Below are 13,148 nucleotides of genomic sequence, written 5' to 3'. Positions count from 1 at the left end.
AAAAGACTTATTTTATATCAAAAGAGGCTGCACAAAGTGCAGCCTCTTTGTACCTGTGTATTTTTTAAGGCTTTAACAATTCTAGGAGGTCTCTGTCTACAAGATAACCGTCTATCTTTTCCCATCTTGCACCTTCTCGTCTGTGTCCTATTATGCCAAATGGACCTTCAAAATTCCAAAGTGAATATCCCCATCCCCATTCTTTATAAAGAGATATCAAGTCAGAAAGCCATGCAAGAGCAACCTTGTTGTCAGTCTTATCATAACAACCAAACTCGCCTATATGTATTTCTACTCCAGTTTTTGCTACTTCCAGCCATGGTTTATAAAAGTCTCTGAGGCTTTCTTTGTTCCATATTATGCCGTCCCATTTTGTCCCAGGATACTGGGGCGCTTCTGTTACCTTATTGCTGTCAATCCACCATTCTGCTTTGTAGTGGCTTACTGCCATTGGCTGGTAGCCTCTTCCGCTGTGTACTACTCCTAAGTCTGCCATTTCTGGCATGGCAAGATGTCCTCCGCCTATTCCGTCTATTACGATTCTTCTTTCTTTGTCTATTTTTCTTATGGCTTCTATTGTTCTTTTTATAACTTTTCTGTGTATTTCTCTTGTCATCCCGTACTGTCTTTCTTCCGGCGGTTCGTTAAGCAAGTCAAAGGAGAGTTGCTCGGATGAAATGCCTTTGTATCTTTTTGCAAAGGTTTCCCAGTAGAATACAAATGCGTCTTGTGCTTCTTTGTCTGTCCAGAGGTTATGTTTTTCTATGTCGTTTCTGTTTATGCAGTATCCCGGTGCTCTGTGGATGTTTATGCAAATGTGGATGTTCCTTTTCCTACATTCTTCTATGTATTTGTCAGTGTAGTCAAAAAAAGCCTCATCAGGTTTAAAATAGTCAAAGTTGTTTGTCCAGTATCTGTAGTCCATGGGGATTCTTACAAAGTTAAATCCATGCTTTGCCAGAAAATCCAGTGCTTTTTTATCTGGTTCCTGAGGGTTTTTCCCTGATTCTTCCTTTGAAAATGCCCATAGAAAGTTAAATCCATATTGCTTCATTTTTTCTCCTGTGTCTTATTTTATATGATATGATACCGGTTTCTATTATGAGTTTCAAGATGAGTCTTGATGGTTTTCTTCATTTTTGCCGCAGGCAGGCATAAGCGCAGCCTGCTTATTTTTGCTTTATGGGCTGCGCTTATGCCGTTCGGTTTTTGTTTGTTTTTTATAAAAATCTTGTCTTGATATTGTTGTAAAACATTAATATTGTATTATGGATAATATTGTTTACGGAGGGAATAATGGATATTTCTATTTTGAAGGAAAAGGCTAATCTCTATGTTGAGCTTGAGACATATTCTGAGTTTAAGGATGAGGTCAAAAAGCTTGTGGAGTCAGAGTCGTGGGATGAGCTTAATGATAGGTTTTATTCCGAGCTTGAGTTTGGTACTGGAGGTATGCGTGGGGTTATTGGCGGCGGTTTTATGAGGATGAATCCTCTTATGGTAAGAAGGGCTACTCAGGGACTTGCCAATTATATAAAGAAAAATGCAGCCGATAATGCCTCTGTTGTTATTGCTTATGATTCTAGAAATTATTCTGATGTTTTTTCTCGTGAGGCTGCTTTGGTTCTATGCGGCAATGGGATTAAGACTTATATTTTTACTTCTCTAAGACCGACTCCGGAGCTTTCTTTTGCCGTAAGATATCTTGGAGCTACTGCGGGTATTGTTGTGACTGCTTCCCATAATCCTCCTGCTTATAATGGATATAAGGTTTTCTGGTCGGATGGGTCTCAGGTTGTTTCTCCTCAGGATAAGGGAATTATAGAAGAGGTGAGAAAGGTTACTTCTGATATTGTTTCTATGTCTATAGATGAGGCTAAGGAAAAGGGGCTTCTTGTTTATATAGATAAGGATGTTGACGAGGCTTATTTTGCTGCTGTTGAAAAACAGATTACAAGGCCGGATGTTCTCAAAGAGCATGCAAGCGAACTTTCTGTAGTTTATACGCCTCTTCATGGAGCTGGTAGGGTTCCTGTTGAGACTGTTCTTAAAAAATACGGTGTTGATGTTTTTACTGTGCCGGAACAGCGTGAGCCAGATGGTAATTTCCCGACTGTTGATTATCCTAATCCGGAAGAAGCTAGTGCCATGGCTCTTGCCTTAAAATACGGAAAAGAGAGAAAGGCCGATGTTGTTATGGGTACGGATCCGGATTCTGATAGGCTTGGGATTGCCGTTCCGGATGCCTCGGGAGAATATGTGCTTGTAACGGGTAATCAGCTTGGTGTGCTTATCAATGATTATATCTTGTCATCCAGAAAAGAGCTGGGTAAGCTTCCGCCCAATCCTGCTGTTATAAAGACTGTTGTCACTACCAATATGCAGAGAAAGGTTGCGGAGTATTATGGTGCTGCTTGTTTTGATGTTCTAACAGGTTTTAAAAATATTGCGGCACAGATAAGAGAGTTTGAGAAGAATAATAGCTATACTTATATCTGTGGCGGAGAAGAAAGTTATGGATATCTTATAGGTTCTGATGTGCGTGATAAGGATGCTGTTTCTGCTGCTGTTGTTACAGTGGAGATGACCCTTTACTACAGGATGCAGGGTAAGAGTCTTCTTGACAGACTCAATGAACTTTATAAGATTCATGGTTATTACGAGGAGCTCCTCATTACCAAGACTTTTCCTGGCGAAAGTGGCATGAAACAGATGAGAGAAATTATGGACAGCATGAGAAATACTCCTCCTTCTGAGTTTGCCGGCTCAAGAGTTGTAAAGATAAAGGATTATCTTGATGGTACTACGCTTGATGTTGTGAGCGGAAGAAAAGAAAAGGATATAAATCTTCCATCTTCTAATGTTCTTCAGTTTATTATGGATGATGAGAGTGTTGTGAGCGCAAGGCCAAGTGGTACTGAGCCTAAGATAAAGTTTTATGCTTCCTGTACGGAGAAGGTTGATGGTAATCTTGATGCGGCAAAGGCTAAGGTCAAGGCAAAGCTCGATAAGATAAGGGAGAAAATAAACTCTCTTATTCCATAAGTTTTCTTTTATCCTTTGCCAGATTTATTTCTGATATAATCTCTCGCAAGGCAGGCTCATCCAGCCTGCCTTCTTCTTTTTTTTGTTCCAGCATTGAGAGAAAGGTTTCTGTCATATCGTATAGTTTATCTTCCAGCTTTCCGCTCCAGATTAGCTTTGCAAGTTCTTCTTCTTTGTCTTTATACTGCAATAGCTGCATAGCAAGGTTTAGGGAGAGATACCAGCGTATATCGTCGTATTCTATGTTATTTTGTTTTAGTGTTGTTCTTATGTCCATGCCTGATGCTAGAAAAATATGTGGTTTTATGTCAACATAGTTATAAAAACAGAAAGGAAAGAGATGCAGTTTAATTGGTTGGAATCACCTGTTATTGCTTTTGATGTTGAGACAACAGGTCTTTATGCTGACAAAGACAGGGTGGTAGAGATTGCCTGTGTAATGTTTGAGGATGGCCGTGAGGTGGATAGCCTGTCCAGTCTTATTAATCCCGGAATACCAATTCCAGAAGTTGTAAGCAATATCCATGGCATATATGATGATGATGTTATGGATGCTCCTACGATGGCGGATTTTTTTGATTATTTTGAGGATTTTGTAGGTAATAATGTTCTAGTTGCGCATAATGCAAAGTTTGATCTTTCTTTCTTGAGGAAAGAATATGCAAGGGCAGGGCGGGATTTCCCTTCTTTATTGATATTGGATACTCTGTCTATGTCAAGAAAAGCTTTTCCGGGTTTACCCAAATATAACCTCAAAGCTCTTGCTTACAGCTGCGGAATAGAACAAAAATATCATCACCGAGCATTGGATGATGCAAGAACATGCGGAGAACTTTTCTATAAGTGTATTAGACAACTTGCTCCTTCTGGAGAACTTGCCATAAGAGGATTTTCCGTAGGATAATAGCTATCATATTTTTATATTGTTGAGTATCTTGAGCATACAAAGCTCAAGATATTTTCTAAAAGCTTCCTTGTTTTTTATTCTTTCAAATGCTTTGTTCTCTGATAGTGTCTTTGCCATTGTGTGTATTTGTTCTCTGGTAGGCGGTTTTCTATGGTTTAGTATTCTCATTTTTCTTAAAAAGTCTTTTGCAAAGTTTTCAACATCCTCAGTCAGATTTTTTTTTGCAACAGTATCTATAAGCGGATTCCATATATCTTCAAGCTCTTCCATAGTTCTCTCAAGCTCTGTATTGTCTGCTACAAATTCTCTAGTGAGTTCCCTTATTCTTGTTTTAAATGCCCTGGCTGAGTTTGCTGTACTCTGTTGAGTTTGTATGCTTGCTTTTACAGGGGGAGTTGTTATTTGTGGTGGTTTTTTCTCTGGTTTGTTATTGTTGAGTACGAGTGTTGCAGTGCTTTGTTTTTTTGTTGCTTTTCCTCTTTTTGTTCGCTTTTTTCCTGTAAAAAGAAACTTAAAAAACCTTATTATAGAGCTTACTACAGGAATAACCTTCCAAAATGGAAGCATTATTTTTGCATCTTTTAGTATTTTTTCTCTGTCCAGATTTAATATTTCTCTTAAGGGTTTTAGCTTTCTTGCCTTTGTATCAAAGATTCCTGCCATTTCCGATTTTTGACTTGCTGGTAGGGGGTTGTTTTCCCATGCAATGTAAAGTGTATGAAAACTCAGCATAGCCAGAAATACGGGGTCTCGTCTCAGAAGTCTCTCTTTTATATCCTGTTCGAAGTCTTCGTCGTTAAACATAGCATCGGTTTCTTCGTCTTTTTTTAGCAGAAGATACCATAGGTTGGTATATTCTCTTTTTAGCTCCATTGAGTGTGTAAACTGTTTTTCCGAAAAAAGAGGAATAAGAAGTTCTTTTGCTATATAATACTCGTTATCGTTTGGAGCCTTTAGTTTTAATATCTGCGGAAGAGAAAGAGGATCTGGAGCCTCTGTCCTTTCGGAAATATAGTCTGTTATTCTTTCTCTTGGACAGAATTTTGTAAGAGGTATCCCCTTATTATCGGTGAAGGATAGTATGTCTGCTATAGTAAAAAAATAGGGTTTTTTTCTGAGATTTTTTTCCAAAATCTGCAAGGCTCGTTCTTCTTCTTTTTTCTTTCTTTGTTTGCCTTTATAATATATAAGATATAGGCCTAGAATATATGCTGCCTGAGCATAGGAAGTTTCTGTATCCTGTCTTTCTTTTTTCTCGGAAAACTCTCGGAAAAGAAAAGAACACAGCTGATTCCAGAAATAATATGTCCTGTCTCCGGGTTCTTTTATATCTCTTACTATCTGGTCTGTTTTTGTTAAAACAGCATTAAAAAGTTCTTTCAATGCCGTTTCATTGTTTCTAAAAAAAGGTCTCAGTTTCTGTGTTGTGTATCCGACATTTTTCTCATTTTCCTGGAGATATCGTTTTACTTTGGCCAGACAGATGTCAAACAAATCGTTGAGTATTATCTGTCCAGTTGTAACAAAGGAAGGAATACCGGAAGGAAAAGAAATACTTACAAGGACATTGTCTTTTCGTTCCTGATTTCTTTCAAACCATCCTATAAAATCCTCTTTTGCATCCAGATGAAAGAACTTTTTATCCGGCGTTGTTAGCTGTAAGAATGAATAATCAGGAAAAGGCAATTCTGGTTTTGCCTTGATTAGTGCAAAACGCTTTTCTATTTTTTCATAGTCATTTGCAAGGTAATATATGATATCAAGTGTACCGTGCTTATTCTTTTCGAATAAAAAATATGGATTATCATCAATCTCCTTTGCCATCTGCAGAAGCTCATAGGAGAGACTTTCTCTTGTCCTAAAGCGAGAGAAAAAGGGAAAAGCAGAATTATTTTTTGCAGCAAAGGCAAGGGCAAAGGTGATAAAATGTTCTACTTCTATCTTAGACTGAGCGAATTTGTTGACATACATTTCTACGAGTTTTTCAAACTCTTGTTGCTGTTGTATCTTCTCAGAGCTTTTTTCCATGGGTATATAGTATCCTGCTTTTCTATATCATGCAAGGAACTTTGTTTTTTGATTGACAAAGTTGCCAAGTGTTTTTACACTTCAGTATAGATATGAAAAAAGATATGATATTTTTGCTTGTATTTTTATTGCTCTTTTTTTCTTGCAAGAGTGATGATGCTGTTGTTGCGAACTCTTCTCCCGTGCCGGTAGAATCTGTAGAACCGACATCTTCTCCTGCTCCGGAGGAGTTTGTGGTTACTCAGGATGTATATGATGAGACCTTTGCACAGATAGAAGCATTTATGGGAGAGCTTACACAAGTTATCCAAAAAAAAGATTATGACAAATGGCTTTCTTATCTTTCTAAAGAATATCTGGATACATATTCTTCTCCAGAGAAGCTTAAAGAGCTATCGGAAGTTCCAAGGCTTAAAAAAGCGGGAATTACTCTAAAAAGTCTTAAGGACTATTTTATATACGTAGTTGTTCCCAGCAGGTCCAACGTAAGATTGGATAAGATAGAATTTATAGATAAGGATTCTGTCAAGGCCTTTATGATAATAAAAGAAACCCCTTACCTCATCTACAACTTAAAAAAAGTGGATGGGGCATGGAAAATATTTTAATTTTTAGGAGAACAATATGAGATTAAAAGGAGCGTTTATTGCTGTCATAGCTTTTGTATTTATAGTCTCACCGTTTGCCCAGGAAACCGCTGATAATCAATCATCGGGCGATGTGTCTACAATAGAAGAGTATTATCTCAGTCAGGATATAGAACTCAGGCTTATACAGGATGAAGCCTACTCAGAGAGTGAGGAACTCAAGCAGCTTGCACTCAGGAATTTGGAGAAGATGGCTGACGAGGGAAGACTTTCTGATGACGGAGCTGCCTTTACCATCCTCCAGACACTTGCAACAGAAACATATTCAAAAGAAGTAAAACGCAACAATAGAGTTGTAAACAACTTTCCTGAGATAAGACGACAGGCATGTCAGCTTCTTGGTAAGATAGGAGGCGAGAAAGCTAAGGATATACTTTTGGACGTTGTCCAAAAAGAAAAAGAGCCCATGGTCGTTGCCGAAGCTGTTTATGGCTTGGGTAAGATAGGTATTAACGATAATGAAGAAGTCACAAATGTACTTGCCTTTAAACTTCACCAGGAAAACCTTAAGACCACTCCGGACAACAACCTTGCTTTTTCCACGCTGCTTGCAATAGAAAAACTCGCAAAAACAAACAATGGTATTTCAAATCCTGAGCTTGTGAGTGCGATAGGAGAGATAATAACAAGAGGCAATTATATAAGGCCGGTAAAACTCAAGGCGCTGTCCGTTTTGGAAGAGATGAGAAAAGCAGCCGCTACAAACAAATAAAGAATGATACATGCCCGGTTATGCCGGGCTTTTTATTTGGTACCGAACGGGCTCTACTCGCTATGCTCGTAAAGCCCTGCCTGCGGGTGCAGAGACATAATAATATTTCTGCCTGGTTTTCTTAATATTTGCCACAGGCAGGCTGGATTGCATCTTTTTGCTTATTCTTTGCTGCCTAAGGTGCAATCCAGCCGTTCGGTATTAAAAAATGTATTATTTTTCTCCTTGCTTGTTAATATTAATATGGTTTTATGCTGATAATATATGTATAATTAATTAGAGTTTGCGGTATATGGTAAAAAAATATCTACTCTTGTTTTTTTTATTTTTCTCATTGATGTCTGTATTTGGAATTGAGAAGAACGTTCTTGACAGTACTGTTTTGATAACTCATAAAATGCTGGATAAGCCTGTTTCTCTTACCGGTTTTGCACGATTTTATTGGAAGAAACTTCTTTCCATGGAAGATGTTTCCTCTTCTTCTTATGAGTTGGTGAGTTTTCCGTCTTTTTGGAACAATGCTCAGGAACTTTCTGGTCATTATCCTGCTGAGGGATATGGTACCTATTATCTGCATTTTATTATAGTTGATTATGATGATTATCAGCCTTATACACCTATCACTTTTGATTTGCGTGAGATTACAGGTACTTACAGGTTGTTTGTCAATGAAAGACTTGTACTTGAGAATGGTTTTTTTTCTACCAGCAAGAATAGTATAGAACCTTCTCTTAGACCAAGAACTGTTACTTTTACACCGCCTGGTCGTGATTTTGATGTGTTTCTTCAGGTGGCAAACTTTGACGATATCTATGGTGGTCTAAAAGTTCCTATTGTTATAGGCAAACCCAGCGTTATCAATAGTAGAAATCAGCTTTATTCTGGTGTGGATTTTTTTGTATTTGGTGCCCTTTTTATAATAGCTTTATATCATCTCGTTCTTTTCTTCTTAAGAAGGGATATGAGTTATCTGGCTTTCGCTCTGTTTGCTCTTGCCATAGTGATAAGAGGAGGTCTTACAGGTACAAGGTTAATACACATGCTGCTGGAAGGACGTTTTACCATAATTCTTATCAAGATAGAAATCATATGTGTTTACGTAGCCGCTGTTTCTTTTTACCATTTTATTACCAGTTTGTTCCCTTCTGTGGAGTACAGGTGGTATTCAATTTTTTTTAGGTATTCTTCTCTTATCTTTATGATACTGCTTGCTGCTCTTCCTCTTTCCATTGGTGCAAATCTTCACAATATATACAATATCATTCTTATTTCCGCAGTTGTTGTGGTAATGGTCTATGTGGTTAGGGCTTTAATAAATAAGGAAAAAGAGAGTATACCGGTAGTTGTTGGTTTTGCAGCTATAGCTGTTGCTGTTATAAACGATGTTCTTTATTCTATCTTTAATATCGGCTTTACTTATATGTCATCCTATGCTTTGTTCTTTTTTCTTCTTCTCCAGTCCTACATTCTTTCCAGAAGGTATGCAATAACACACAATACGATGCTGGAGTATAGCGAAAAGATGAAAAAGCTGGCAAATGCCGCGAGCAGATTTGTCCCTTATGAGTTCATAAACATGCTAGGAAGGGATTCTCTAGAGTCTGTTACACTGGGAGACCATAAGGTACATGATATGGCTGTGATGTTTTCTGATATACGTGATTTTACAACAATATCGGAGCAGCTTACTCCGGAAGAGAGTTTTAACTTCTTAAATTCTTATCTCAACAGAATATCTCCTATAATCAAAGAAAACGGCGGTTTTATAGACAAATATCTTGGTGATGGTATTATGGCTCTTTTTCCTGGGGAACCCAAGTCAGCAGTAAAGGCCGGAGCCGAGATGCTTTTGAGCTTGGATGAATATAACAGGGAAAGACAGCGTGTCGGTAAATCTCCCATAGATATAGGTATCGGACTTCACTGGGGTGATGTTGTGCTGGGAACTGTAGGAGAAGCAACAAGAATGGACGGTACGGTAGTTTCGGATACGGTAAACACTGCAGCCAGACTTGAAGCTCTTACAAAAGTGATGGGAGCACGTCTACTCATTTCTCACAATTTGTTTCTGCAGATGCCTGATATTGCTCAGGAGAATAACAATTATTTCTTTAGGTTTCTAGGCCGCATTAGGCTTAAAGGCAAGCATAACAGCGTTCCTATTTTTGAGATAATGACCAATTATGATAAGGATAAGATAAAATCCAGCACATATTTTGAAAAAGCTCTATATGCTTATTTTAATGATGAGTTTGATGAGGCAGAGGAGTTTTTTATGCAGGCTTTGGAGATTGCTCCGCGAGATTTGGCATGCAGATACTATCTACAGAAAACAAAGAAAAAGAAACTGGAGAGAGAAGCTTCTATTGTAGGCAATCTGCTAAGCGAGCATGATAGGGATATGCTTTAGTTATGTTTTTTTAACCAGTTAAGTATTTTTTCTATACTTTCCTCCCTTTCCGTATCATGTTCTATTTTGTGCATTCCGTTAGGTACTAATATCAGGGTTTTATCTTCTGTTTTTATGTTTGAGAAAAATGATTTTGTGGCTTCCGGTGATACTATCCTGTCTTTTTCTCCCTGCATTATCAAGATTGGCTTTTCTATTTTATTTGCATTCTCGTGGCAATAATTGATTACTTCTTCTATTTCCAGCATTAGCCTTGGTGTTGCTTTCCCATGTGCCAATGGATCCGAAAAAAGCCTTGCCATCATATCCTTATCCTTTGTCAAATACGAGGTATCCAGTCCGGATTCCAGTTGAAAATCGGGTTTTATTTTTGCCATAAATCTGCCCAGTAGTTTTTTTATACCCGATACCCCGTCCAAAGACAGTGCAGGTGCAGTAACCACAGCTCCTCCTATGTTTTCCTGGTTTCTTATAAAATAATCAAGCACAATGGTAGCTCCCATGCTGTGGCCATACAGAATAACAGGCATACCGTCTGCATTTTCTTTGGATAAAATTAGCTTTATTTCGTTTCTAAAGGTTTCCCATGAGGGGATATAGCCTTTCTTGCCGCCTGACTGTCCATGTCCGTAATGATCCGGAGCAATTACCATGTATCCTGCATCTGCAATAAGACCTCCCAGCTCGACAAAATTACCTGAGTGCTCTCCTATGCCATGGCATATAAATACAATTGCTCTGTTCTTTGGGTTTTTCCATGTCCTATAAAAATACCTGATATTCTCGGAAAATATTACTTCTTCTTTATAATTATACATATGACCTCCATGTTAAGATAATAATCAAAAATACAATATTTTAAAAGCTTTTTGACACATGAGAAGCATGCTGGTATAATGTGTTTATGGAAGATATTATACTTTCTGATATAACAAAGACCTTTGTTCCTTCCCGTTCTGTTTGGCAGTTTATAAGAGGGATAAAAGAAGACAATGAACCTGTGTTTTGTCTTGATAATATATCTCTCACAATTCCTGCAGGTAAAACAACTGTTATAATAGGCCCCACAGGATGCGGTAAAACAACATTGCTCAAGATAATAGCGGGATTAATCCATCACGATACCGGTAAAATATTATATGGTGACAAAGAATTGTCAGAACTTCCACCAGGAGAAAGAAGGATAGGCATGGTTTTTCAAAATTATGCGCTTTATCCTCACTTTAATGTAAAAGATAACATAATGTCTTACTTCTTCTTTAAAAAATTAAGCAAGAACTGGACAGAAGAAGACGAAAGAGATGCAGAAGAAAAATACAGAAGAACCAGTCGCCTTTTGGATGTTAAGCTAGAGCATCTTTCCGGGAGATTTCCTAAAAACCTGTCGGGAGGAGAAAAGCAGCGGGTTGCCATAGGCAGATGTATCACACGAGACCCTAGGCTGTTTCTTATGGATGAGCCTTTTTCCAATCTCGATCAGCCTCTTAGAGAAAAATACAGAGTACAACTTAAAAAACTTCTTAGTTATTTTAATATTACTACGATTTATGTTACTCATGACCAGCACGAAGCCCTTCTGTTAGCAGATAAGATTGTTGTGATGAGGGAAGGGAGGATAGAGCAGGAAGGTAGTCCAGAAGAGCTCTATGAAAATCCCCGGAACATATTTGTTGCCGAGTTTTTAAATCCGCATAGATTTATGCAGTCTCTCAACCTCATACCCGGAGATATCCTATCCGATGAATATCTGGGAAGAGTAATAGGAATACGTCCGGAATATATCGATATACCGGCAAAAAAAAGTGTCAAGCTTAACAATGTTGTAAAAGCAGAAGTAAAAGATATAGGAAGTTTTCCTCTGGATAACAAGCGTATTATCAAGCTTGAGCTTGAAGACAGCTCTGTTATAGAAACAGAAGCAGAAGGTGATTTTAGGATAGGAGAGACTGTGGAGGTCTCTTTTTCCAGGTTTTTTGTTTTTGACAGCATCACAGGAGAACGAATCGCTACACATATAGCGTAGCCCGCCTCAATATTTTTCTTAATGTGTGTATTAAAGTATACTCTTATGTTAATGTATTTTCTTAAGGTGTATTTAACAATGTGCATATTTTATGTCTAAAAAGCCCTAGTCTTCCATGATAGTAATCTCAACGCGTCTGTTGAGTGCTCTCCCTTCTTCTGTGCTATTGTCAGCAATGGGTTCTGTACCGCCCTTGCCTTGGTATATCAACCGTGAGCCATCCACTCCCAGGTTTACTAATTGCTCGACAATCTTTTTTGCTCTCTCTATGGACAGATTCTTCTGAGCAGTAGGTCTACCTATGTCCGCGGTATGCCCTGTTATAAGGATTGTTCTTCCGGGAATCTTTTTTAGATTTTCTGCAAGTGTTTCTAGTTTTTTCTCCTCACCTGCCAGAAGTTCTGCGCTATTTGCAACAAAGCGCAGGGACCTTATAGTAATTTTTATCCCTTCTTCTGTCTTTTCCACACTATCCTGATCATTTAGTTTTGCAAAAAATTGTTTATCTGTCTCATTATCTATGGCTTCAGCATCTTTATCCTCGTCTCCTGTTGTTTTTTCTTTATATTTTGATACTGATGCATCAGGTTTTTTTGTGTCTAAAGGAACATAGGTCTCATCTCCCATAGATTTTACAATAAGCGGAATGGTGGAAGAGTAATCAAAAGGAACGATATCGTAAAACCAGACAAGCACAAAGCCTTTGTTTTTAACACTTGTTTTATCGGAGAACAGAAAATTATCATCAAAACTATCTTTGATAAAAACAGGCTCGCCATACTCCGTAACATAAACAGTAAGCAAGTGTTTTCCCTCACTCTTTATAAGCCCGTTTACCCTGTCATCGGAGAATCTGAGAGCAAACTGCCCGCTTACGACATGCACCTGTCTGCCTTGATACTCCTGTGTACCGGCATATCTGTATTCAACGTAGACCCTGATGTTTTTTACATCCCCTGTTCCCAGCGGATCCACCCCCACATAGCCAAATCCTCTCCAAGGCTCTCCAGTCACAATCCCTTCTGCCGGTAAAAAAGGAATAGCTTTATAAGTTGGAAATAATTCCAAAAAATCAGAAGAAGCATCCGGCATATAAGAAACCTTCACCTCATTATCTACCCTCTGTGGCACAGAAGGCGCAAGGTGTGTCAAAGATTCCAAAAAATATGCTGTCCCTTTATATACGCTTCCCTTCTTTTTAAGACGCCCTCTTAGCTCGCGGTAAATATGCCCAACATAACGCCCGTTTATGGAGTGAGAATAGTTATGCTTTTCTACAATTTTGACCTCGTCAGGCAGCCTGTATGCTGTCTGAGAGAAAGCAAGAGATACGTTTAATAAAAATAACAAAAAGACATAAAAAAAGCGCATATTAA

Annotated in this window: 11 protein-coding genes; 6 read left to right on the top strand and 5 right to left on the bottom strand. The window is 38.3% G+C overall.

What is annotated here, in order from left to right:
* Positions 1 to 64: 64 nt before the first annotated feature.
* Entirely contained in the window at positions 65 to 1,054 is a 990-nt protein-coding gene (locus WKV44_04375) for a cellulase family glycosylhydrolase (protein ID MEM5947774.1), read from the bottom strand.
* A gap of 242 nt (positions 1,055 to 1,296) precedes the next feature.
* Here WKV44_04375 and WKV44_04370 point away from each other — a divergent pair, with 242 nt between their 5' ends.
* A complete protein-coding gene (locus WKV44_04370; GenBank protein ID MEM5947773.1) occupies positions 1,297 to 3,045 on the top strand; it encodes a phospho-sugar mutase in 1,749 nt (582 codons plus the stop codon).
* Here WKV44_04370 and WKV44_04365 read toward each other — a convergent pair.
* The gene (locus WKV44_04365) at positions 3,035 to 3,322 is read right to left on the bottom strand and encodes a hypothetical protein (protein MEM5947772.1); all 288 of its coding nucleotides are present in this window, start codon (positions 3,320 to 3,322) and stop codon (positions 3,035 to 3,037) included. The two genes, WKV44_04370 and WKV44_04365, sit on opposite strands and share 11 nt — an antisense overlap.
* A gap of 18 nt (positions 3,323 to 3,340) precedes the next feature.
* On the opposite strand from WKV44_04365, the gene WKV44_04360 reads away from it, so the two are divergent.
* Positions 3,341 to 3,949, top strand: a complete 609-nt coding sequence (locus WKV44_04360; GenBank protein ID MEM5947771.1) for a 3'-5' exonuclease — start codon at positions 3,341 to 3,343, stop codon at positions 3,947 to 3,949.
* Positions 3,950 to 3,955: 6 nt separating this feature from the next.
* Here the strand turns inward: WKV44_04360 and WKV44_04355 are convergent, their stop codons facing one another.
* A complete protein-coding gene (locus tag WKV44_04355; protein MEM5947770.1) occupies positions 3,956 to 5,980 on the bottom strand; it encodes a hypothetical protein in 2,025 nt (674 codons plus the stop codon).
* Positions 5,981 to 6,072: 92 nt separating this feature from the next.
* Here WKV44_04355 and WKV44_04350 point away from each other — a divergent pair, with 92 nt between their 5' ends.
* From WKV44_04350 to WKV44_04340, 3 genes are all read left to right on the top strand, one after another.
* On the top strand, positions 6,073 to 6,588 hold the full coding sequence (locus WKV44_04350; GenBank protein ID MEM5947769.1) for a hypothetical protein: 516 nt from the start codon (positions 6,073 to 6,075) through the stop codon (positions 6,586 to 6,588).
* Between the two features lie 16 nt (positions 6,589 to 6,604).
* Positions 6,605 to 7,339, top strand: coding sequence for a HEAT repeat domain-containing protein (locus WKV44_04345; GenBank protein MEM5947768.1), 735 nt, complete (start codon positions 6,605 to 6,607; stop codon positions 7,337 to 7,339).
* 337 nt (positions 7,340 to 7,676) lie between these two features.
* Positions 7,677 to 9,749 (top strand): adenylate/guanylate cyclase domain-containing protein, encoded by a 2,073-nt coding sequence (locus WKV44_04340; GenBank protein ID MEM5947767.1) that lies wholly within the window; start codon positions 7,677 to 7,679, stop codon positions 9,747 to 9,749.
* Here the strand turns inward: WKV44_04340 and WKV44_04335 are convergent.
* On the bottom strand, positions 9,746 to 10,567 hold the full coding sequence (locus WKV44_04335; GenBank protein MEM5947766.1) for a lysophospholipase: 822 nt from the start codon (positions 10,565 to 10,567) through the stop codon (positions 9,746 to 9,748). The two genes, WKV44_04340 and WKV44_04335, sit on opposite strands and share 4 nt — an antisense overlap.
* 86 nt (positions 10,568 to 10,653) lie before the next feature.
* Between WKV44_04335 and WKV44_04330 the strand changes: the two genes are divergently transcribed.
* A complete protein-coding gene (locus WKV44_04330) occupies positions 10,654 to 11,772 on the top strand; it encodes an ABC transporter ATP-binding protein (protein ID MEM5947765.1) in 1,119 nt (372 codons plus the stop codon).
* A 105-nt stretch (positions 11,773 to 11,877) separates the two neighbouring features.
* Here the strand turns inward: WKV44_04330 and WKV44_04325 are convergent, their stop codons facing one another.
* Positions 11,878 to 13,143, bottom strand: coding sequence for an OmpA family protein (locus tag WKV44_04325; GenBank protein MEM5947764.1), 1,266 nt, complete (start codon positions 13,141 to 13,143; stop codon positions 11,878 to 11,880).
* Positions 13,144 to 13,148: the final 5 nt, after the last annotated feature.

This window comes from Spirochaetia bacterium 38H-sp (assembly GCA_039023545.1).
Classification (GTDB): domain Bacteria; phylum Spirochaetota; class Spirochaetia; order Winmispirales; family Winmispiraceae; genus Rarispira; species Rarispira pelagica.
This window is presented reverse-complemented; position numbering and strand designations above follow the sequence as displayed.